Genomic DNA, 23,369 nt, shown 5'->3' on the forward strand with positions numbered 1-23,369 from the left:
CCGGCCTTCGCATTACGCGTAGTTACTATGGCAGGGAGTCTGTCAGTGTGCTGCTAAAATTCCTAAATAAAGTGTAAATCTTATAGTCACTTTTATTGGACTTTCACCAGCGTACGACCTTGTACCTGATTGTTAATGATGGCGTCGGCAAACTTCGGCGCATCGGCAAGCGTAATTTCTGTGGCCGCCTGTTGGTAAAAAGATTCAGGCAGATCGCGGACCAGACGCCCCCAGGCTTCTGCACGGCGGGCTGGTGGCGTCATCACTGAATCTACGCCCTGCAAGCGAACGTTGCGCAGAATAAACGGCATTACGGTCGTCGGCAGGGCGAAACCGCCCGCCAGACCGCAGGCGGCAACGCAGCCGCCATAGTTCATTTGCGCCAGCACTTTCGCCAGCACCTTGTCACCAACGGTATCTACCGCGCCGGCCCAAAGCTGTTTCTCCAGGGGGCGGGATTCTGCGAATTCATCGCGACCGAGAATGCGACTTGCCCCGAGTTGTTTCAGATAGTTATGCGTACTCTCGCGTCCGGAGACGGCGACCACCTGATACCCCAGCTTATGCAGCAAAGCGACCGCAGTACTCCCCACGCCTCCACTGGCGCCGGTGACGACGATTTCACCGTCTTGCGGACGAACCCCGGCATCTTCAAGCGCCATTACGCACAGCATGGCAGTGAAACCGGCAGTGCCGATTACCATAGCTTTCCGGCTGTCCAGCCCTTGCGGAAGCGCAACTAACCAGTCGCCCTTCACGCGCGCCAGCTCAGCCAGTCCGCCCCAATGATTTTCGCCTACGCCCCAACCGGTCAATAACACTTCCTGACCCGCATGGAAGCGTGGATCTTCGCTGGAACGCACGGTTCCGGCAAAATCGATGCCCGGAATCATCGGAAAATTGCGGATGATTTTTCCCTTTCCGGTAATGGCGAGCGCATCTTTATAGTTCAGACTGGACCAGTGAACTTCCACCGTAACATCGCCTTCCGGCAGTTGCTTTTCGTCGAGGGCCTGCACAGAGGCGAGGGTTTTACCGTCCTGCTGTTCTAAGATCAAAGCCTGCATAACCTGTCCTCAATTTGCGTAATGGATTGGAAAATTAGTCATCAAGACTATACTCGCTAAATGGAACGTGATGCCGATTGAACGCAATAAATTGCCAGATACACCTGATTTGGTAGTATGCACTCACTCTTTGCACAACCAGGCGAAATTCACGTACGGTTATGCATTTTCGTGTCGCACTATTTACAGTCGGAGTTAACACAAGGATGCGATTAACGACGAAATTCTCAGCGTTTGTCACACTACTCACCGGGTTAACCATTTTTGTAACCCTGATTGGCTGCTCGCTGAGTTTTTACAACGCTATCCAGTACAAAATGAGCCAGCGTGTGCAGGCGGTCGCCACCGCCATCGATACGCATCTCGTTTCGCACGACTTCAAACAGTTATCGGCACAAATCAATGAATTGATGTCCTCAGCCGATATTGTGCGTATCGATCTGCTGCAAGACGACCATCAGATCTACAGCCAGTCCCGGGTCAGCAGCTATCGTCCGGTAGGCACGAGTAATCTCTTTCGTGATACCAACGTTCCGCTGATGAAGCATCCCGGAATGACGATGCATGTGGTCTATCAGGATCCGATGGGCAACTATTTTCATTCACTGATGACCACCGCGCCGCTAACCGTAGCAATTGCTTTTCTTATTGTGATGCTGTTTCTTTCGGTGCGCTGGCTTCAGCGTCAACTTTATGGGCAGGAACTGCTGGAGGGACGTTCAACGCGGATCCTCAACGGTGAGCGCGGGCCGAATGTTCGTGGCTCCATTTATGAATGGCCAGCACGCACCAGCAGCGCGCTGGATATGCTGCTGTTAGAAATTCAGAATGCCCAGGAGCAGCGTAGTCGACTCGATTCCCTCATCCGCTCCTATGCGGCGCAGGACACCAAAACGGGTTTAAGTAACCGCCTCTTTTTTGATAACCAACTGGCAACGTTACTCGACGATCAGGAAAAGGTGGGTTCGCATGGTGTGGTGATGATGATTCGCCTGCCGGACTTTAATCTGCTGCGTGACAGTTGGGGCCGCAATCTTGCAGAAGAAGAGCTGTTTGGCCTGATTAATTTACTCTCCACATTTATGTTGCGCTATCCGGGCTCGCTACTGGCGCGCTACCACCGAAGTGACTTTGCTGTACTGCTGCCGCACCGCACGTTGAAAGAGGCAGAAAGTATTGCCGGACAACTTTTAAAGGCCGTTGATGCACTTCCCTCTAATAAAATGCGCGATCGTGACGATATGGTACATATGGGGATCTGCGCATGGCGAAGCGGGCAGTCGACCGAGCAGGTAATGGAGCATGCGGAAGCGGCGACCCGTAATGCGGTATTGCAGGGTGGCAACGGCTGGGCCGTTTATGACGACTCGCTACCGGAAAAAGGGCGCGGCAATGTCCGCTGGCGAACGCTAATCGAGCAGATGCTCAGCCGGGGTGGACCGCGTATTTATCATAAACCGGCGGTTGCACTGGACGGACACGTCCACCATCGCGAGTTATTGTGTCGTATTTTTGATGGAAATGAAGAAGTTAGCTCTGCTGAATATATGCCGATGGTGTTACAGTTCGGTTTATCCGAAGAGTATGACCGTCTGCTGATAAGCCGGGTTATCCCTCTGTTAGGGTATTGGCCAGAAGAAAATCTGGCGATTCAGGTTACGGTGGAGTCATTAATACGTCCCCGTTTCCAGCGCTGGCTGCGTGATACATTGATGCAGTGTGAAAAATCGCAGCGGAAACGCATAATTATTGAACTTGCGGAGGCTGATGTAGGTCAACACATCAGTCGGTTACAGCCAGTCATTCGCTTGGTGAATGCATTGGGTGTCCGGGTGGCCGTAACGCAGGCCGGTTTAACGCTGGTCAGCACCCGTTGGATTAAAGAAATTAATGTTGAACTGATCAAGCTCCATCCGAGCCTGGTCTGGAACATTGAGAAGCGAACGGAGAACCAGTTGTTGGTTCAAAGTCTGGTAGAAGCGTGCTCGGGAACCCATACCCAGGTTTACGCTACGGGCGTCCGTTCGCGCGGCGAGTGGCAGACATTAACAGCGCGCGGCGTCGCGGGTGGACAGGGGGAATTTTTTGCCGCCTCCCAGCCGTTAGATACCAACGTGAAAAAATATTCTCAAAGATACTCGGTTTAACCTGCCGTTTGATAAGTTTTCACGTAGAATAACGCGCGCTGTGCCTTTATGGGGGTGTGCTTGTCTGCTCGCCAGTATGTTGCAGCATATGCAGGTGAATGACCTTACACAGGTTGCAAATGAGGGCGAGGATAGCTGCTGAAGTGCTCAGCCCTGAGGGACTCAGGTGAGATTTGTAACAGAGGAAACGAACTGCACTAATTTTCACCGTAGCAGATGATTTTTGCGCCTTGTCGCTGCTGCGTGTGGTTGGTAAAGTAAGCGGATTTTGTTTTTCCGCCCCAGCTTTCAGGATTATCCCTTAGTATGTTGAAAAAATTTCGTGGCATGTTTTCCAATGACTTGTCCATTGACCTGGGTACCGCGAATACCCTCATTTATGTAAAAGGGCAAGGCATCGTATTGAATGAGCCTTCCGTAGTGGCTATTCGTCAGGATCGTGCCGGTTCACCGAAAAGCGTGGCTGCAGTAGGTCATGATGCGAAGCAGATGCTGGGTCGTACGCCGGGCAATATTGCTGCCATTCGCCCAATGAAAGACGGTGTTATCGCCGACTTTTTCGTGACTGAAAAAATGCTCCAGCACTTTATCAAACAAGTGCACAGCAACAGCTTTATGCGCCCAAGCCCACGCGTGCTGGTGTGCGTACCGGTTGGTGCTACTCAGGTTGAGCGCCGCGCTATTCGTGAATCTGCTCAGGGCGCTGGCGCCCGTGAAGTCTTCCTGATTGAAGAGCCGATGGCTGCCGCAATTGGTGCAGGACTGCCGGTTTCTGAAGCGACCGGATCCATGGTTGTGGATATCGGTGGCGGTACGACGGAAGTGGCTGTTATCTCCCTGAACGGCGTGGTGTATTCCTCTTCCGTTCGTATCGGTGGTGACCGTTTCGATGAAGCCATTATTAATTATGTGCGTCGTAACTACGGTTCTCTGATCGGTGAAGCGACTGCTGAGCGTATCAAGCACGAAATCGGTTCTGCTTACCCGGGTGACGAAGTCCGTGAACTCGAAGTGCGCGGTCGTAACCTGGCTGAAGGCGTTCCTCGCGGCTTTACCCTGAACTCTAACGAGATTCTGGAAGCATTGCAGGAACCGTTGACCGGTATCGTGAGCGCAGTGATGGTTGCACTGGAACAGTGTCCGCCAGAACTTGCCTCTGATATCTCCGAACGCGGTATGGTTCTGACCGGCGGCGGCGCGCTGCTGCGTAACCTTGATCGTCTGTTAATGGAAGAAACCGGTATTCCAGTTGTTGTTGCTGAAGACCCGCTGACCTGTGTGGCGCGCGGTGGCGGCAAAGCGCTGGAAATGATCGACATGCACGGCGGCGACCTGTTCAGCGAAGAGTAATCGGATGCAGGCAGGGACGTTACAGGCGACCCTGCCCAATCTGATACGAGAATACGCACACTTATGAAGCCAATTTTTAGCCGTGGCCCGTCGCTACAGATTCGCCTTATCCTGGCGGTGCTGGTGGCGCTCGGCGTTATTATTGCCGACAGCCGCCTGGGTACGTTCAGTCAAATCCGCACGTACATGGATACCGCCGTCAGTCCATTCTATTTTATTTCTAACGGTCCTCGTGAACTGCTTGATGGCGTTTCGCAAACGCTGGCGTCACGCGACCAGCTTGAGCTTGAAAACCGGGCGCTTCGTCAGGAACTGTTGCTAAAAAACAGCGACTTGCTGATGCTGGGGCAATACAAGCAGGAGAACGCGCGTCTGCGCGAGCTGCTGGGTTCGCCGTTGCGTCAGGATGAACAAAAAATGGTGACTCAGGTCATCTCTACCGTTAATGACCCTTATAGCGATCAAGTGGTTATCGACAAAGGCAGCGTAAACGGCGTTTACGAAGGCCAGCCGGTGATCAGCGATAAGGGCGTGGTCGGTCAGGTGGTCGCTGTCGCTAAACTCACCAGTCGCGTACTGCTGATTTGCGATGCCACCCACGCGCTGCCTATTCAGGTATTACGTAACGACATCCGTGTAATTGCCGCCGGTAACGGCTGTACCGACGACTTACAGCTTGAACATCTGCCAGCCAACACCGACATTCGCGTGGGCGATGTGTTGGTCACATCCGGTTTGGGCGGTCGCTTCCCGGAAGGTTATCCGGTTGGCGTGGTTTCCTCTGTGAAGCTCGACACCCAGCGTGCCTATACGGTGATTCAGGCGCGCCCAACGGCGGGCTTGCAGCGTTTGCGCTATCTGTTGTTGTTATGGGGCGCCGATCGTAACGGGGCGAATCCAATGACGCCGGAAGAGGTGCACCGTGTGGCGAATGAACGTCTGATGCAAATGATGCCGCAAGTGTTGCCATCACCAGACGTAATGGGGCCACCGCTGCCTGTTCCAGCGCCAGCCACCGGTATTACGACTTCACCGCAGCCCCCAGCAGGTGCGACGCCGCCTCCATCGCGCGCGTCGGGAGGCCAGTAGTGGCAAGCTATCGTAGCCAGGGACGCTGGGTTATCTGGCTCTCGTTCCTGATCGCACTTTTACTGCAAGTAATGCCCTGGCCGGATGAAATTATTGTCTTCCGACCAAACTGGGTTCTGCTCATTTTACTGTACTGGATCCTGGCCTTGCCGCACCGCGTTAATGTGGGGACGGGCTTTGTGGTGGGTGCCATACTGGATTTGATTAGCGGTTCTACGCTTGGCGTGCGGGCGCTATCGATGAGTATTGTCGCCTATCTGGTTGCTCTGAAATTCCAGTTGTTTCGCAATCTGGCTCTCTGGCAGCAGGCGCTGGTGGTGATGTTGCTTTCACTGACGGTGGACATAATTGTTTTCTGGTCCGAGTTTTTAGTGATCGATGTCTCTTTCCGACCAGAAGTATTCTGGAGTAGTGTAGTCAACGGTGTGCTCTGGCCGTGGCTGTTCTTGCTGATGCGTAAAATCCGCCAGCAATTTGCCGTGCAATAAAGGTTTCTATGACTTCTCTCTATTTAGCATCCGGTTCACCGCGGCGTCAGGAACTGCTCACCCAGTTGGGCGTTTCTTTCGAACGTGTCGTCACGGGAATTGAAGAAACACGTGGCGAAGGGGAAAGCGCGCAGCAATACGTATCTCGCCTGGCGCGAGAGAAAGCACTGGCTGGCGTAGCCCAGACGCCGCGCGATTTGCCTGTACTGGGTGCGGATACTATCGTGATTCTTAACGGAGAGGTCTTAGAAAAACCACGTGATGCGCAGCATGCGGCGTTGATGCTACATAAATTGTCGGGGCAAACGCATCAGGTGATGACGGCGGTGGCACTGGCGGACAGTCAATATGTCCTCGACTGTCTGGTGGTGACTGATGTCACCTTCAGAGCGCTAACTGATGCGGACATCGCGGACTATATCGCCAGCGGTGAACCGATGGATAAAGCAGGTGCATACGGTATTCAGGGGCAGGGTGGCTGTTTTGTCAGGAAGATAAATGGCAGCTATCACGCCGTGGTCGGCTTACCGCTGGTTGAGACGTATGAGTTGCTGAGTAATTTTAACTCACTACGTGAGAAAAGGGATAAACATGACGGCTGAATTATTGGTAAACGTGACGCCATCAGAGACGCGTGTGGCGTACATTGATGGCGGAATTCTGCAAGAAATTCATATTGAGCGGGAAGCGCGACGTGGGATCGTAGGCAATATCTACAAAGGTCGGGTAAGCCGTGTACTTCCGGGTATGCAAGCGGCTTTTGTAGATATTGGGCTGGATAAAGCCGCATTTCTTCATGCTTCTGACATCATGCCGCATACCGAATGCGTTGCCGGTGAAGAGCAGAAGCAGTTCACCGTTCGCGATATCTCAGAACTGGTACGCCAGGGGCAGGACCTAATGGTGCAGGTGGTTAAAGACCCGCTCGGCACCAAAGGCGCACGTCTGACGACCGACATCACCTTACCCTCGCGTTATCTGGTGTTTATGCCGGGCGCTTCGCACGTTGGGGTTTCTCAGCGTATTGAAAGCGAGATTGAACGTGAACGCCTGAAAAAAGTGGTGGCGGAATATTGCGACGAGCAGGGCGGTTTTATCATCCGCACGGCGGCTGAAGGGGTGTGCGAAGAGGATCTGGCAGCCGATGCCGCCTACCTCAAGCGCGTCTGGACTAAAGTCATGGAGCGTAAAAAGCGCCCTCAGACGCGTTATCAGATGTATGGCGAACTGGCGCTGGCGCAGCGCGTACTGCGTGATTTTGCCGATGCGCAACTGGACCGTATTCGCGTGGACTCCCGTTTGACCTACGAGGCGTTGCTGGAATTTACGGCGGAATATATCCCGGAAATGACCAGCAAGCTCGAGCATTACAGCGGCCGCCAACCGATTTTCGATCTTTTCGACGTTGAGAATGAGATCCAGCGGGCGCTGGAACGTAAGGTTGAACTGAAATCCGGTGGCTATCTGATTATTGATCAGACGGAAGCGATGACCACCATCGATATTAATACCGGGGCATTTGTCGGCCATCGCAACCTTGACGACACTATCTTCAATACCAATATCGAAGCGACTCAGGCGATAGCCCGTCAGCTACGACTGCGTAATCTGGGCGGCATTATTATTATCGATTTCATCGACATGAATAATGAAGATCATCGTCGCCGGGTGCTGCATTCTCTGGAGCAGGCGCTGAGCAAAGACCGGGTGAAGACCAGCATTAATGGTTTTTCACAACTGGGGCTGGTGGAAATGACCCGCAAGCGAACGCGTGAGAGCATTGAGCACGTTCTATGCAATGAATGCCCGACCTGTCACGGGCGTGGCACGGTGAAAACCGTGGAAACGGTCTGCTATGAAATTATGCGTGAAATCGTGCGTGTGCATCATGCTTACGACTCGGACCGTTTCCTGGTCTATGCTTCTCCTTCTGTGGCGGAAACACTGAAAGGTGAAGAGTCGCATGCGCTGGCGGAAGTGGAAATTTTTGTCGGCAAACAGGTCAAAGTGCAAATTGAGCCGCTCTATAACCCGGAGCAGTTTGACGTCGTCATGATGTAAAAAGATGACGCCCAGGCCCAATAAGCATTAGCGTTATTGGGTACGATTCGCGAGTAGAATTTAGCTACATTTTCAGGCAGACAAGGAGTGACGCGTGAGGCGATTGCCGGGTATTTTACTGATCACTGTAGCCGCGCTGGTTGTCATTGTCGCGCTGCTGGTCAGCGGCCTGCGCCTTGCGTTACCGCATCTGGATAGCTGGCGTCCGACGATCCTGAGCAAGATTGAATCAGCGACCGGCCTGCCCGTCAGCGCCAGTCAACTTTCCGCGAACTGGCAAAATTTCGGCCCAACCCTTGAAGCGCGCGATATTCATGCCAGCCTGAATGATGGCGGTGAATTTTCCGTAAAGCGCGTCACGCTGGCGTTGGATGTCTGGCAAAGTTTGCTGCATCTGCGCTGGCAGTTTCGCGATCTCACCTTCTGGCAACTGAACTTCCGCACCAACACGCCCATTGAGCGCAGTGAAAGCGGTGATGGGATTGAGGCCAGCCAGATCAGCGATCTTTTCCTGCGACAGTTTGACCATTTCGATCTGCGTGACAGCCAGATTAGCTTCCTTACGCTTTCCGGTCAGCGCGCTGAACTGGCTATACCTCAACTTACCTGGCTGAACGGTAAAAATCGTCATCGCGCAGAAGGTCAGGTCAGTCTCTCCAGCCTGACCGGACAGCATGGCGTCATGCAGGTGCGGATGGATCTACGCGATGACGAAGGTCTGCTCAATAACGGTCGGGTCTGGCTGCAGGCTGACGACATTGACGTGAAGCCGTGGTTGGGTAAATGGATGCAGGACAACGTGGCGCTGGAAACTGCGCGCTTCAGCCTGGAAGGCTGGATGACCATCAGCAAGGGGGAAATCTCCGGCGGTGATGTCTGGCTGAAAAAGGGCGGGGCGAGCTGGAAAGGCGATGACAACACCCATACGCTCTCGGTCGATAATCTGACGGCGCATATCAGCCGCGAACAGCCCGGCTGGCAGTTTTCCATCCCTGATACGCGCATCACAATGGATGACAAACCCTGGCCGCGTGGTGCATTAACGCTGGCCTGGATCCCTGAGCAAGAAGTTGGCGGTGTCGATAACAAACGCAGCGACGAATTGCGCATTCGCGCCAGCCATCTGGATCTTGCCGGCCTTGAAGGGCTTCGCCCGATGGTCAAAAAGCTGTCGCCTGCGCTGGGCGATGTCTGGCAGTCGACGCAACCGACTGGCAACATCGACACGCTGGCGCTGGATATTCCGCTTCAGGCAACGGAAAAAACGCGCTTTCAGGCCTCATGGCGCGATCTTGCCTGGAAGCAGTGGAAGCTGTTGCCTGGCGCAGAGCATTTTTCCGGCACGCTAAGCGGAAGCGTGGAAAACGGGGCGCTGACGGCCGCGATGAAAGACGCAAAAATGCCCTATGAAACGGTTTTCCGGGCGCCATTAGAAATTGAAGACGGTGTGGCAACGTTGCACTGGCAGAAAAATGAGAACGGCTTTCAGTTGGATGGGCGCAACATTGACGTCAAAGCGAAAGCCGTACATGCACGCGGCGGATTTCGCTATCTGCAACCGGCTGGCGATGAGCCATGGTTGGGGATCCTGGCGGGCATCAGCACCAACGACGGTTCGCAAGCCTGGCGTTATTTCCCGGAAAACCTGATGGGAAAAGAGTTGGTTGATTACCTTAGCGGCGCGATTCAGGGCGGTGAAGCGGATAACGCGACGTTGGTTTACGGTGGTAATCCGCATCTGTTCCCTTACAAACACAATGAAGGTCAGTTTGAGGTACTGGTGCCGCTTCGCAACGCGAAGTTTGCCTTCCAGCCGGACTGGCCAGCGCTCACCGATTTAAACATTGAACTGGATTTTCTCAACGACGGTTTATGGATGAAAACCGATGGCGTCAATTTAGGCGGCGTGAGAGCCACCAACCTGACGGCCATCATTCCGGACTATTCCAAAGAAAAGCTGCTGATTGATGCCGATATTAACGGTCCCGGCAAGGCGGTAGGTCCGTATTTTGACGAGACGCCGCTTAAAGACTCACTGGGCGCGACCCTCGAACAGTTACAGATCGACGGCGATGTGAATGCTCGCTTACATCTCGATATCCCGCTGGATGGGGAACTGGTGACGGCGAAAGGCGATGTGTCGCTGCGTAACAATAGCCTGTTCATTAAACCGCTCGACAGCACCCTGAAAAACCTCAGCGGCAAATTCAGTTTTGTTAATGGCAACCTGAAGAGCGAACCGATGACCGCCAACTGGTTCTATCAGCCGCTGAACGTAGATTTCTCCACGGCGGAAGGGGCAAAAGCGTATCAGGTCGCGGTTAACCTCAGCGGCAACTGGCAGCCAGCCCGTACTGGCGTATTACCGCCGCAGGTAAATGAGGCGATCGGCGGGAGTATGGCGTGGAACGGTAAAGTGGGCATTGAGCTACCGTATCGTTCCGGAGTGACCTACGCAGTTGAACTGAACGGCGATCTAAAAAATGTAAGTAGTCACTTACCTTCTCCGCTGGATAAAAAGGCGGGTGAAGCTGTTCCTGTCACCATTAAAGCCAACGGCGACCTGCGCAGTTTCACGCTTGTCGGCAATGCCGGAAAGGAAAACCACTTCAATAGCCGCTGGTTGTTAAATGAAAAACTGACGCTGGACCGTGCCATCTGGACGGCGGAAAGCCAGACCACCCCACCGTTGCCTGAGCAGGCGGGCGTCGAGCTCAACCTGCCCGCAATGAACGGTGCCGATTGGCTGGCGCTCTTCCAGAAGGGGGCGGCGGACAAGGTGGGAACGAACGCTAACTTCCCGCAGCATGTAACCTTGCGCACACCATCGCTGTCGCTCGGCGGACAGCAATGGAACAACCTGAGCATCGTCTCTGAACCGGCGGACAATGGCACCAAAGTCGCCGCACAGGGGCGTGAAATCAACGCGACGTTGGCAATGCGCAATCATGCACCGTGGCTGGCGAACATCAAATATCTCTATTACAACCCGACGATAGCGAAAACGGAAAACAGCACCACGGCATCATCGCCGTTTGACGCCGTTGATCAGGTCAGCTTCCGTGGCTGGCCTGACGTGCAGTTACGTTGTGAAGAGTGCTGGATGTGGGGACAGAAATATGGGCGTATCGATGCCGATGTGGCGATTCATGGTGACACGCTGAACCTGACCAACGGCTTACTGGATACCGGTTTTGCCCGCCTGACACTCGACGGGCAGTGGGTTAATGCGCCTGGCAGTGAACGCACCTCAGTAAAAGGTAAGCTGAAGGGAAACAAGATTGATGCAGCGACCGGATTCTTCGGCGTGTCTACGCCGATACGCAATTCATCGTTTAACATCGATTACGATTTGCACTGGCGCAACCCACCGTGGAAGCCAGAAGAAGCCTCGCTGAATGGTATTATCCAGACCCGACTCGGCAAGGGCGAAATCAACGATTTAAGCACGGGGCATGCCGGGCAACTCCTGCGTCTGCTGAGCGTTGACGCGCTGCTGCGTAAACTGCGCTTTGATTTCAGTGATACCTTTAGTGAAGGATTTTACTTTGACTCCATCCGCAGTACGGCGTGGATCAAAGATGGCGTGTTACACACAGACGACACGCTGGTCGACGGCCTGGAGGCAGATATCGCCATGAAAGGCTCTGTGAATCTGGTGCGCCGGGAACTGGATATTGAAGCGGTCGTGGCGCCGGAAATCTCTGCCACGGTGGGCGTGGCCGCTGCGTTTGCGGTGAACCCGATCGTCGGTGCCGCGGTATTTGCTGCCAGTAAAGTGCTAGGGCCGCTGTGGAGCAAAGTCTCGATTCTGCGTTATCGGATCACCGGTCCGGTTGACCAACCCCAGATCAACGAAGTCCTGCGCCAGGCGCGCAAAGAAAATCCGCAATGATTTGACGGGGGCAGGGAATTGCCCCACTCTCAGTACAGAGTATTGCCGGATGACGCTGCGCTAATCCGGCCTGTATCAGCCTAACAACGTAGGCCGGATAAGGCGTTTTCACCTCCATCCGGCAGAATGAAATGAGTAAGCAAAACGATGAGTCTGAACCTGGTAAGTGAACAATTGCTGGCGGCGAACGGCCTGAAACATCAGGACCTGTTTGCCATTCTGGGCCAACTGGCCGAACGCCGTCTCGATTACGGCGATCTCTATTTTCAGTCGAGCTATCACGAATCCTGGGTTTTAGAAGATCGCATCATTAAAGACGGTTCTTACAATATCGATCAGGGTGTTGGCGTTCGCGCAATCAGCGGTGAGAAAACTGGGTTTGCCTATGCCGACCAAATCAGCTTGCAGGCGCTGACCCAGAGCGCGCAGGCCGCGCGCACCATCGTACGTGACAGCGGCGACGGTAAAGTGAAAACCCTCGGCGCAGTGGAATATTCGGCGCTTTATACCTCCATCGACCCGCTGCAAAGCATGAGTCGCGAAGAGAAACTCGATATTTTACGTCGCGTGGATAAAGTCGCACGGGAAGCGGACAAGCGCGTGCAGGAAGTGTCAGCCAGTCTGACCGGGGTGTATGAGCTGATCCTCGTGGCGGCAACGGACGGTACGCTGGCGGCGGATGTGCGCCCGCTGGTTCGTCTGTCGGTGAGCGTGCAGGTGGAAGAGGACGGTAAACGCGAACGTGGCGCCAGCGGTGGCGGTGGTCGTTTCGGCTATGATTATTTCCTCGCAGACCTGAATGGCGAAGTGCGTGCCGATGCGTGGGCGAAAGAAGCGGTGCGCATGGCGCTGGTGAACCTGTCGGCAGTTGCGGCACCGGCGGGAACGTTGCCGGTTGTTTTAGGCGCAGGCTGGCCGGGCGTTCTGTTGCACGAAGCGGTCGGGCACGGTCTGGAAGGTGACTTTAACCGTCGCGGCACCTCAGTATTCAGCGGCCATATGGGCGAACTGGTGGCCTCCGAACTGTGCACCGTGGTGGATGACGGCACGATGATCGATCGTCGTGGGTCTGTCGCCATTGATGATGAAGGGACGCCGGGGCAGTACAACGTATTGATTGAAAACGGTGTTCTTAAAGGTTACATGCAGGACAAACTGAATGCGCGCTTAATGGGCGTTGCGCCGACCGGTAATGGTCGCCGTGAATCTTATGCGCATCTGCCGATGCCACGCATGACCAATACTTATATGTTGCCGGGTAAATCCACGCCGCAGGAGATTATTGAATCCGTTGAGTACGGGATCTACGCGCCAAACTTCGGCGGTGGTCAGGTGGATATTACCTCCGGCAAGTTCGTTTTCTCTACCTCTGAAGCCTATCTGATTGAAAACGGTAAGGTGACGAAGCCAGTGAAAGGGGCAACGCTAATTGGTTCGGGGATCGAAGCGATGCAGCAGATTTCGATGGTGGGTAACGATCTGAAGCTGGATAACGGCGTCGGCGTGTGCGGTAAAGAAGGGCAGAGCCTGCCGGTGGGGGTGGGTCAGCCGACACTGAAAGTCGACAATTTAACCGTCGGCGGTACCGCCTAACGACCTGATTGCCGGATGGCGCTTCGCTTATCCAACCTACGTTTGGTGCAAACTGTAGGCCGGATAAGCGAAGCGCCATCCGGCATTATTATTTCTCTTTCCCGCGCCCGTACATTCCCTGAAACAACTGTGCCACGTCGACAAAATAGTCTGTCAGCGCGTTAATCACCACCTGTACCTTCAATGGCATTTTATCCTTTTCGGTATAGAGTGCGTACACCGGGCGAGGATCGGACTGGTAGCGCGGCAGTAAGATCTCCAGCTCTCCCCGGTTGATCTCATTGATCACCCACATTAACGGTACATAGGCAATGCCCGCGCCGGCGGTGAGCCAACGGTTGAGGGTCATTGGATCGTTGGTCACAAACCGTCCCTGGGGGATCAAACGCGTAGAAATCCCTTCCGGGGCAATCAGTTCGAACTCGTTATCCGGGCGCACGCTGTATTCCAGCCAGGAGTGGTTAGTCAGATCGGCCGGTTTTTCTGGCATACCGAACTGAGCGAGATAACTTTTTGCCGCGCAAACCACCATCGGCATCGCGCCCAGACGGCGGGAAAACAGGCTCGAATCCTGCAACGCACCGACGCGGATCACCACATCAAGACCATCGGCGATCAGGTCGGGGGCGGGAATGCCGGTAACCAGGTTTACCGTCAGCCCAGGATACTCTTTGAGCATTTTAGCGGTGATCCCGGCAAGGACATTTTGCGCCATGGTTGAAGAACAGCCAATGCGTAGCGTACCGATAGGCGTGTTGTTAAAGGCGTAAAGTTGCTCGTGCACGTCCTGCACTTCATGCAGCATCCGACGGCAGCCCTGATAATAAATTTTCCCGGCTTCAGTGAGCCCAATGCTGCGCGTGCTGCGGTTCAGCAGCTTGACCTGTAGCTCATCTTCCAGTTTAGACACCGTCTGGCTGACGGATGAAACACTCATTTGTAACTGCCTGGCGGCTGCGGTGAAGGAACCAAATTCCACCACTTTCGCAAACACCGACATCCGCTTTAGTCTTTCCATTGTTCACTCTGGCTTAAAAGTGATTTAGATCACATATCATAGATAACAGCATAACAGTTACGGTAATATATTATTATTCAAACAAAGGCTGTGTCGCACTCGCCTGGCTTTCCTTGCCCTTCTCCGCGTTGACATTGGCTGAAAACTGTACCACCTGCATATTCTTAATAATCAAGGTCAACATGAGTCTGTTTCCCGTTATCGTGGTGTTCGGTCTGTCCTTCCCACCGATATTTTTCGAACTGCTTTTATCACTGGCGATTTTCTGGCTGGTGCGCCGGGTGCTTATACCCACGGGCATCTATGATTTTGTCTGGCATCCGGCTCTGTTTAATACCGCGCTGTATTGCTGTCTCTTCTATCTGATATCGCGCCTGTTTGTTTGAGGTTGAAGTGAAAACACTAACAAGAAAAATCTCTCGTACGGCCATTACCGTCGCACTGGTCATCCTGGCGTTCATCGCTATATTTCGCGCCTGGGTCTATTACACCGAATCACCGTGGACGCGCGATGCGCGCTTTAGCGCTGACGTCGTCGCCATCGCTCCGGATGTGGCCGGACTTATCACAAACGTCAATGTTCATGATAACCAGTTGGTGAAGAAAGATCAGGTTCTGTTCACCATCGATCAGCCTCGCTATAAAAAGACGCTGGAAGAGGCCGAAGCTGACGTGGCCTATTATCAGGTTCTGGCGCAGGAAAAACGCCAGGAGGCCGGGCGTCGTAACCGTCTCGGCGTTCAGGCGATGTCCCGTGAAGAGATTGACCAGGCCAACAACGTTCTGCAAACCGTATTGCATCAACTGGCGAAAGCGAAGGCCAGTCGCGATTTGGCGAAACTCGATCTTGAACGCACCGTGATCCGCGCGCCGGCAGACGGCTGGGTAACTAATCTGAACGTTTATACCGGAGAGTTTATCACCCGCGGCTCCACCGCCGTTGCGCTGGTGAAACAGAACTCCTTCTATGTGCTGGCGTATATGGAAGAGACGAAGCTTGAGCGCCTGCGTCCGGGTTATCGGGCGGAGATTACGCCTTTGGGTAGCAATAAAGTCCTCAAGGGCACTGTCGATAGCGTTGCGGCAGGGGTCACTAACGCCAGCAGTACCCGTGACGATAAGGGTATGGCAACGATCGACTCTAATCTGGAATGGGTTCGCCTGGCGCAGCGCGTTCCGGTACGCATTCGCCTTGACGATCAAAAGGAAAATCTGTGGCCGGCGGGTACTACCGCCACCGTGGTGATTACCGGTAAGCAGGATCGTGATGCCAACAACGACTCCTTCTTCCGCAAAATGGCGCACCGGCTGCGCGAATTTGGTTAAGCGCAATGGGGATATTATCCATTGCCAACCAGCATGTCCGCTTTGCGGTGAAGCTTGCGTGTGCAATCGTTCTCGCGCTGTTTGTCGGCTTTCATTTTCAACTTGAAACGCCTCGCTGGGCGGTGCTGACGGCGGCCATTGTCGCGGCTGGCCCCGCCTTTGCTGCGGGTGGCGAACCCTACTCCGGCGCGATTCGCTATCGCGGTATGCTGCGAATCGTCGGCACGTTTATCGGCTGTATTGCCGCGCTGGTGATCATCATCACCATGATCCGCGCGCCGCTACTGATGATTCTGGTGTGCTGCATCTGGGCGGGTTTTTGTACTTGGATTTCATCACTCATCCGTATTGAGAACTCCTACGCGTGGGGCTTATCGGGCTACACCGCGCTGATTATCGTCATCACCATTCAGACCGAACCACTGCTGACGCCGCAGTTTGCCGTTGAACGCTGTAGCGAAATCGTCATTGGCATTGTCTGCGCCATTATGGCGGATCTGATCTTCTCGCCGCGATCCATCAAGCAGGAGGTGGATCGGGAACTGGACAGCCTGCTGGTGGCGCAATATCAATTGATGCAGCTGTGTGTGAAGCATGGTGACAGTGAGGTGGTGGATAAAGCCTGGAGCGATCTGGTGCGTCGGGCGACGGCGCTGGAAGGGATGCGCAGTAATCTCAATATGGAGTCCTCCCGCTGGGCGCGGGCCAATCGTCGCCTGAAAGCGATCAACACGCTGTCGCTAACCATGATTACGCAATCCTGCGAAACCTATCTGATCCAGAATACGCGGCCAGAGCTGATTACCGACACTTTTCACGAGTTTTTCGAAACGCCGGTCGAAACCGCGCAAGATGTACATAGACAGCTTAAACGCCTGCGTCGGGTGATCGCCTGGACCGGTGAGCGTGACACGCCGGTCACGCTTTATACCTGGGCCGGCGCGGCTACACGCTACCTGCTGCTTAAGCGCGGCGTGATCAGCAATACTAAAATCAGCGCCACGGAAGAAGAGGTATTGCAGGGCGAACCGGTGGTGAAGGTGGAATCCGCCGAGCGCCATCATGCCATGGTGAATTTCTGGCGCACCACGCTTTCCTGCGTGCTGGGGACATTGTTCTGGCTGTGGACCGGCTGGACTTCAGGTAGCGGGGCGATGGTGATGATTGCCGTAGTGACCTCCCTTGCTATGCGTTTGCCTAATCCGCGCATGGTCGCCATCGACTTTATCTATGGCACCCTTGCTGCACTACCGCTGGGGGCGCTCTATTTCCTGGTGATCCTCCCCAATACGCAACAAAGTATGCTACTGCTCTGTCTGAGCCTCGCGGTGCTGGGGTTCTTCCTTGGGATTGAAGTGCAGAAGCGACGGCTGGGGTCGATGGGCGCGCTGGCGAGCACGATTAATATCATCGTGCTGGATAACCCGATGACGTTCCATTTCAGCCTGTTTCTGGACAATGCGTTAGGGCAGATTGTCGGCTGTGTGCTGGCTTTTCTGGTCATCATGCTGGTGCGGGATAACTCACGTGATCGCACAGGACGCGTGTTGCTCAATCAGTTTGTATCGGCGGCAGTCTCGGCAATGACGACCAATGTCGTACGGCGCAAAGAAAACCATTTGCCCGCGCTGTATCAGCAGCTCTTTTTGCTACTGAACAAATTCCCGGGCGACCTGCCGAAATTCCGCCTGGCGCTGACGATGATCATTGCGCACCAGCGCCTGCGCGACGCGCCCATTCCGATCAACGACGATCTTTCGGCCTTCCACCGCCAACTGCGCCGTACGGCGGATCGCGTCATCTCCGCAAGTAACGACGATAAGCGCCGGCGCTACTTCCGTCAGCTGTTAGAGGAGCTTGATGTCTACCAGGAAAAACTACGGGTCTGGGAAGCGCCGCCGCAGGTGACCGAGCCGGTGAAACGGTTGACCGGCATGTTGCACAAGTACCAGCATGCACTGACAGATAGCTAACCCATACAAACCGATGCCAAAGGCGTCGGTTTTTTTATGGCTATACTTATTCGACGTGCGCAAATCATGACATCGAAAGGAGAAAACACCATGCAAACGCTCCAGGATAACGAACTTTTTCAGACGGGATATCTGGTTGATGGGCACTGGAAAACGCTGGAAACCACTTTTGATGTGCTTAATCCCGCGACCGGCGAAACGATCGCAAAGGTAGCGAAAGCGGGGAAACAGCAGACCGAAGAGGCGATTGCAGCGGCCAGCAGGGCTTTCCCAGGCTGGCGGGCAAAAACGGCCAAAGAGCGGTCGGCGATTTTATACCGTTGGTATGAACTGATTATTGAAAATAAAAGCTGGCTTGGCCGTCTGATGACGACTGAACAAGGTAAGCCGTTGAAAGAAGCGGAAGGCGAAGTAGAGTACGCCGCCAGCTTTATCCAATGGTTTGCCGAGCAGGCCAAGCGAGCTAATGGTGAGATCATTCCACCGGTCAAACCCGGTTCCCGTATTCTTGCCACCCGCGAGCCAATAGGCGTTGTGGCGGCGATAACCCCGTGGAATTTCCCAATGGCAATGCTGACGCGTAAGCTCGGTCCGGCGCTGGCGGCGGGCTGTACCGGGGTGATAAAACCAGCCAATAATACACCGCTCAGCGCGTTTGCCCTCCTCGCACTGGCGAAAATAGCGGGCGTTCCCGATGGCGTACTCAATGCCGTTGCGGGCAATACCCCAGAAATTAGCGACGCCATCATGGCGAGCCACGATGTGCGCAAAATTTCATTTACCGGTTCAACTGCCGTCGGTAAAACGTTGATGCGTAACGCCGCCGAAACCATGAAAAAAGTGTCGATGGAGTTGGGCGGCAACGCGCCTTTCATCGTCTTCGACGATGCCGATATCGACGCTGCCGTGAAAGGGGCGATTGCCAACAAATTCCGTAATGCCGGGCAGGTTTGCGTTAGCGTGAACCGCTTTTTTATCCATGAAAAAGTTTACGACGAATTCACTCGCAAACTGGCCGATGCGGTTCAGGCCTTGAAAGTGGGCAACGGTCTGGATGATGGCGTGGTTGTGGGGCCGCTGATCGAACCGTCTGCGGTTAATAAGGTCCGCGAACATGTTGAAGATGCCGTGGCGAAGGGCGCCAGTGTCCTCGCGGGTGGTAAGGCGCATGCGCTGGGGGGGAACTTCTGGCAGCCTACGGTGTTGGGCGAATGCCGTGACGATATGCAGCTTGCCAGAGAAGAGACATTTGGTCCGGTTGCCGCCTGCTTCCGCTTCAGCACCGAAGATGAGGTAATTGCGCGCGCAAACAACACGCCGTTTGGTCTGGCGGCCTACTTTTATACGCAAAATTTGCAGCGTGTGTTCCGCGTTTCTCAGGCCATTGAAAGTGGCATGATTGGTATTAACGAATGTGCGGTATCCACCGAACTGGGACCGTTTGGCGGAGTGAAAGAGTCTGGGTTGGGGCGTGAAGGATCGGTGCTGGGGTTAGATGAGTTTCTTGAAGTCAAAACTCTGCATTTGGGTGGTTTGTAGTCAGAGTCGCGGTAGGAAGGTAGCGATAGATGAATATCTATACATTTGATTTTGATGAGATTGAAGACCAAAGCGATTTTTATCGTGAATTTACCCAGATGTTCGGTCTGGCCAGAGAAAAAGTCAGCGATCTCGACTCTCTCTGGGACGTCATCACAGGGGAAGCCTTACCGTTACCGCTGGAGATAGAGTTTGTTCATCTGCCTGAAAAACTACGCAGACGCTACGGCGCGCTGATTTTATTGTTCGATGAAGCAGAAGAAGAGCTGGAAGGGCAACTGCGTTTTAACGTCCGCCATTGAGGCATAAAAAAGCCCCCGACAGTCGGGGGCAACATCGTCGGGCTAGACGACGAGGGTTTATTTGTACAGTTCGGCAGTAGCATGCCAGGTGTCACCGCTACGTGCTTCGGTGATCTGATACGCTGAAGCCCCTTTTTCTTCGGCTTTTTTGTTCAGCATTTCATGCATATCCATTGGGCTTGAGCCAATTGCGCTAACGGTAACAGAACCGATAGCTTCACGATTTTGCGCTTGTTCAGCGTTGATAGAATCAGCGGCGAAAGCGCCGAAAGAAAGAACAGACAGAACGCTTAAAGCGGCTACAGTTGTTTTGATTTTCATGATAAGTACCTCGTCGAATTTTTTTCTGGGGGCCTTCGTTTCGTGACCCTCATCACAAAATTAAGTATACACTAGTAACGCGATAAATTAATACCGTGCTAAGTATTTTTTGCGTGAATGCGTGAAAAGCGCACTTACTGTTAAATCAGCAGCACGGCAATTAACGGAGTCAGAGATCTCAGATGGGGCTATCCCGCCACATGTCGCGGCGGGAAGAGGGGAATCAAAGTTCTTGTTCGAACAGTTCGAGAATGGCTTCGTAGAGATCTTTGACTGAAAATCCATTGGCCGGGGTCGTGAAGATAGTGTCATCCCCGGCGATGGTGCCGAGAATGCCTTCCGCTTTACCCAGAGAGTCCAGCAGGCGCGCAATCAGTTGGGCAGCACCTGGGCTGGTGTGGATCACCACGACGGCGTCGTTGTAGTCGATATCCAGAACCAAATTCTTCAGCGGGCTGGAGGTGGTCGGCACACCCAGTTCAGCCGGGAGGCAATAAACCATCTCCATTTTGGCGTTGCGGGTGCGGACTGCACCAAATTTAGTCAGCATGCGGGAGACTTTGGACTGATTAATGTTGTCAAAGCCCTGATCCTGTAACGCGAGAACAATCTCACCCTGCGAACTGAATTTTTCTTCTTTAAGTAGCGCTTTGAACGCCTTTACTAATTCTTCTTGCTTAGCCGAGCTTCGCATAAGTCACCCATAGTATGAGGATGGAAACAACATTATTATGCACACATATGAATTTTTATGCAAATAGTCTGCCTGGTTGAAGGCTGAAATAATGTTATGAAAGAGCGGGATTTTATCAAATTTCGTTATCAAGAAACATGCCTATGTCACGGCGCGCAAATAAGCTTAAAAGTAAATTAATTGTTATCAAATTGATGTTGTTTTGGGCAGGCAGTAGGGTATATTGTCACCACCTGTTGGAAAGTTGTTCTGCTGCATAGCGCTCCCCGAATTACGCAAATTAAGTGCATTAACGCTAAATTCGAGGGACTACACAGATTTGAATACGGATTATTGTATTCATCGAATTTGTGGATTAAGGTCGCCGCGCGGAGCAACAAATACATAGTTTATCAATATAATAAGGAGTTTAGGATGAAAGTCGCAGTCCTCGGCGCAGCTGGTGGTATTGGCCAGGCGCTAGCATTACTGTTAAAAACCCAACTGCCTTCAGGTTCAGAACTCTCCCTGTATGACATCGCTCCAGTGACTCCCGGTGTGGCCGTTGACTTGAGCCATATCCCTACTGCTGTGAAAATCAAAGGTTTCTCCGGTGAAGATGCCACTCCGGCACTGGAAGGTGCTGATGTGGTGCTGATCTCCGCAGGCGTTGCGCGTAAGCCGGGTATGGACCGTTCAGACCTGTTTAACGTTAACGCGGGTATCGTGAAAAACCTGGTGCAGCAGATCGCGACCACCTGTCCGAAAGCGTGCATTGGTATCATCACCAACCCGGTAAACACCACCGTTGCAATCGCCGCAGAAGTACTGAAAAAAGCGGGTGTTTACGACAAGAATAAGCTGTTTGGCGTGACTACGCTGGACATCATCCGTTCCAACACCTTTGTTGCAGAACTGAAAGGCAAACTGCCTGGCGAGGTTGAAGTTCCTGTGATTGGCGGACACTCCGGCGTGACGATTCTGCCGCTGCTGTCGCAGATCCCGGGCGTGAGCTTCAGCGAGCAGGAAGTGGCCGATCTGACTAAGCGCATCCAGAACGCGGGTACCGAAGTGGTTGAAGCCAAAGCCGGTGGCGGATCGGCAACCCTGTCTATGGGTCAGGCTGCTGCCCGTTTCGGTCTGTCCTTGGTTCGCGCAATGCAGGGCGAAAAAGGCGTGGTTGAATGTGCCTATGTAGAAGGCGACGGCCAGTACGCGCGCTTCTTCTCTCAGCCGCTGCTGCTGGGTAAAAACGGCGTGGAAGAGCGCCAGTCCATCGGCAAACTGAGCGCATTCGAGCAGAACGCGCTGGAAGGCATGCTGGATACCCTGAAGAAAGATATCCAGTTGGGCGAAGAGTTCGTGAATAAGTAATAGATTCATTGAGCAATAAAAAACCGGAGAGCATTTGAATTGCCTCCGGTTTTTTTATGCGTACTACCCGGCCTCTAATTGGTTGCCGGGTACTCCTGAATGGTCACCTGAAGCGTCAACTGTTTATCATCCCGCATCACGACCACCGGGATCACCGAACCTGGACGAATCTCCGCAACCTGATCCATTGTCTCCAGCGCTGAAACTGCGAGCTTGTTGTTAACCGAGATAATCAGATCGTTGGTCTGAATTCCCGCGCTCGCCGCCGGACCGTCTGGCGCGACTTCGTTGACGACGATCCCCTGGATCTGATCCATTCCGCTACCCTGTGCATGTAACGGGGCGATCTCACGTCCGCCAATGCCAATATAGCCACGAATAACGCGGCCGTCGCGAATCAGCTTATCCATAATTTTGGTGGCTAACTGGAACGGAATGGCAAAACCGATCCCTTCCGGCGTTTCGCCGTCATTGCTTTTATCGAACGACAGGGTATTGATACCCATCAGCTCTCCCAGCGAGTTAACCAGCGCACCGCCGGAGTTCCCGTGGTTGATAGAAGCGTCCGTTTGCAGGAAGTTTTGTCGTCCGCTCGGGTTCAGGCCAATACGACCAGTAGCGCTAATAATTCCCTGGGTGATGGTTTGCCCAAGGTTATAGGGGTTACCGATGGCCAGCACCACATCGCCGATGTGCGGAGATCGCTTGGTATTAATGGGGATCGTGGGCAGACCACCGGTCGCATTGACCTTCAACACGGCAAGATCCGTCAAGGTGTCAGACCCGACCAGCAGGGCTTCAAAGACTCGCCCGTCCTGCAATGCCACGATGATTTGATCGGCATCGTTGATCACGTGCTTGTTGGTAATGATATAGCCGCGCTGATCCATGATCACGCCGGACCCCAGCGTTCTGATTTCCAGCTGGTTATGCGCGGTACTGTTCATACTGCGGTTATACACGTTGACGACGGCAGGCGCAGCGCGGCGCACCGCTGAGTTATAGCTAATGGGCGTCTCGTCGGCACTGTCAAATTGTGGGGCTGAAAGGGGGTTGATATTGCGTAACGAAGGCATGGCGGCCAACAGAATGGCGCCGACAATCAAACCAATTGCAACCGAACGTAAGAGCTTCACAAACATGATGGAGGCGT

At 53.7% G+C, this 23,369-nt stretch carries 19 protein-coding genes; 14 read left to right on the plus strand and 5 right to left on the minus strand.

Going from position 1 to position 23,369, the window contains the following annotated elements; genetic code table 11:
- Window positions 1–92: 92 nt before the first annotated feature.
- On the minus strand, window positions 93–1,067 hold the full coding sequence (locus HVY19_RS02190; RefSeq protein WP_181682768.1) for an MDR family oxidoreductase: 975 nt from the start codon (window positions 1,065–1,067) through the stop codon (window positions 93–95).
- 206 nt (window positions 1,068–1,273) lie between these two features.
- On the opposite strand from HVY19_RS02190, the gene csrD reads away from it, so the two are divergent.
- The 8 genes from csrD (at window position 1,274) to tldD (ending at window position 13,690) form a co-directional block, all read left to right on the plus strand.
- Window positions 1,274–3,214, plus strand: coding sequence for an RNase E specificity factor CsrD (csrD, locus tag HVY19_RS02195; protein ID WP_181682769.1), 1,941 nt, complete (start codon window positions 1,274–1,276; stop codon window positions 3,212–3,214).
- Between the two features lie 306 nt (window positions 3,215–3,520).
- A complete protein-coding gene (gene mreB, locus HVY19_RS02200; RefSeq protein ID WP_181682770.1) occupies window positions 3,521–4,564 on the plus strand; it encodes a rod shape-determining protein MreB in 1,044 nt (347 codons plus the stop codon).
- Between the two features lie 63 nt (window positions 4,565–4,627).
- A complete protein-coding gene (gene mreC, locus HVY19_RS02205; protein WP_181682771.1) occupies window positions 4,628–5,653 on the plus strand; it encodes a rod shape-determining protein MreC in 1,026 nt (341 codons plus the stop codon).
- Window positions 5,653–6,141, plus strand: coding sequence for a rod shape-determining protein MreD (mreD, locus tag HVY19_RS02210; protein WP_181682772.1), 489 nt, complete (start codon window positions 5,653–5,655; stop codon window positions 6,139–6,141). Before mreC ends, mreD begins: the two co-directional genes overlap by 1 nt.
- A gap of 8 nt (window positions 6,142–6,149) precedes the next feature.
- Window positions 6,150–6,743, plus strand: a complete 594-nt coding sequence (locus tag HVY19_RS02215) for a nucleoside triphosphate pyrophosphatase (RefSeq protein ID WP_181682773.1) — start codon at window positions 6,150–6,152, stop codon at window positions 6,741–6,743.
- On the plus strand, window positions 6,733–8,202 hold the full coding sequence (rng, locus tag HVY19_RS02220; protein ID WP_181682774.1) for a ribonuclease G: 1,470 nt from the start codon (window positions 6,733–6,735) through the stop codon (window positions 8,200–8,202). Before HVY19_RS02215 ends, rng begins: the two co-directional genes overlap by 11 nt.
- Before the next feature lie 94 nt (window positions 8,203–8,296).
- Complete coding sequence (gene yhdP / locus HVY19_RS02225) at window positions 8,297–12,097, plus strand: AsmA2 domain-containing protein YhdP (RefSeq protein WP_181682775.1); 3,801 nt, start codon at window positions 8,297–8,299, stop codon at window positions 12,095–12,097.
- 147 nt (window positions 12,098–12,244) lie between these two features.
- Window positions 12,245–13,690 (plus strand): metalloprotease TldD, encoded by a 1,446-nt coding sequence (gene tldD / locus HVY19_RS02230; protein WP_181682776.1) that lies wholly within the window; start codon window positions 12,245–12,247, stop codon window positions 13,688–13,690.
- Between the two features lie 88 nt (window positions 13,691–13,778).
- Here tldD and aaeR read toward each other — a convergent pair whose 3' ends face one another.
- A complete protein-coding gene (aaeR, locus tag HVY19_RS02235; protein ID WP_181682777.1) occupies window positions 13,779–14,708 on the minus strand; it encodes an HTH-type transcriptional activator AaeR in 930 nt (309 codons plus the stop codon).
- Between the two features lie 182 nt (window positions 14,709–14,890).
- Here aaeR and aaeX point away from each other — a divergent pair, with 182 nt between their 5' ends.
- The 5 genes from aaeX to HVY19_RS02260 all read left to right on the plus strand — a co-directional run bounded on the left by aaeX (window position 14,891) and on the right by HVY19_RS02260 (window position 19,848).
- Window positions 14,891–15,094 (plus strand): p-hydroxybenzoic acid efflux pump operon protein AaeX, encoded by a 204-nt coding sequence (aaeX, locus tag HVY19_RS02240; protein WP_181682778.1) that lies wholly within the window; start codon window positions 14,891–14,893, stop codon window positions 15,092–15,094.
- A gap of 7 nt (window positions 15,095–15,101) precedes the next feature.
- Window positions 15,102–16,034: a p-hydroxybenzoic acid efflux pump subunit AaeA gene (aaeA, locus tag HVY19_RS02245; RefSeq protein WP_181682779.1), complete on the plus strand. Its 933-nt coding sequence runs from the start codon at window positions 15,102–15,104 to the stop codon at window positions 16,032–16,034.
- A 5-nt stretch (window positions 16,035–16,039) separates the two neighbouring features.
- Complete coding sequence (gene aaeB, locus HVY19_RS02250) at window positions 16,040–18,007, plus strand: p-hydroxybenzoic acid efflux pump subunit AaeB (RefSeq protein WP_181682780.1); 1,968 nt, start codon at window positions 16,040–16,042, stop codon at window positions 18,005–18,007.
- Window positions 18,008–18,097: 90 nt separating this feature from the next.
- Window positions 18,098–19,546, plus strand: coding sequence for an NAD-dependent succinate-semialdehyde dehydrogenase (locus tag HVY19_RS02255; RefSeq protein ID WP_181684199.1), 1,449 nt, complete (start codon window positions 18,098–18,100; stop codon window positions 19,544–19,546).
- 29 nt (window positions 19,547–19,575) lie between these two features.
- Window positions 19,576–19,848, plus strand: coding sequence for a barstar family protein (locus HVY19_RS02260; protein WP_181682781.1), 273 nt, complete (start codon window positions 19,576–19,578; stop codon window positions 19,846–19,848).
- A gap of 57 nt (window positions 19,849–19,905) precedes the next feature.
- Here HVY19_RS02260 and yhcN read toward each other — a convergent pair whose 3' ends face one another.
- On the minus strand, window positions 19,906–20,169 hold the full coding sequence (yhcN, locus tag HVY19_RS02265) for a peroxide/acid stress response protein YhcN (RefSeq protein ID WP_181682782.1): 264 nt from the start codon (window positions 20,167–20,169) through the stop codon (window positions 19,906–19,908).
- A gap of 223 nt (window positions 20,170–20,392) precedes the next feature.
- A complete protein-coding gene (argR, locus tag HVY19_RS02270; protein ID WP_181682783.1) occupies window positions 20,393–20,863 on the minus strand; it encodes a transcriptional regulator ArgR in 471 nt (156 codons plus the stop codon).
- A 414-nt stretch (window positions 20,864–21,277) separates the two neighbouring features.
- On the opposite strand from argR, the gene mdh reads away from it, so the two are divergent.
- A complete protein-coding gene (gene mdh / locus HVY19_RS02275) occupies window positions 21,278–22,216 on the plus strand; it encodes a malate dehydrogenase (protein ID WP_181682784.1) in 939 nt (312 codons plus the stop codon).
- A 74-nt stretch (window positions 22,217–22,290) separates the two neighbouring features.
- On the opposite strand, the gene degS is transcribed toward mdh, so the two are convergent.
- Window positions 22,291–23,358 (minus strand): outer membrane-stress sensor serine endopeptidase DegS, encoded by a 1,068-nt coding sequence (degS, locus tag HVY19_RS02280; RefSeq protein WP_181682785.1) that lies wholly within the window; start codon window positions 23,356–23,358, stop codon window positions 22,291–22,293.
- Window positions 23,359–23,369: the final 11 nt, after the last annotated feature.

The organism is Citrobacter sp. RHB25-C09 (genome assembly GCF_013836145.1).
Classification (GTDB): domain Bacteria; phylum Pseudomonadota; class Gammaproteobacteria; order Enterobacterales; family Enterobacteriaceae; genus Citrobacter_A.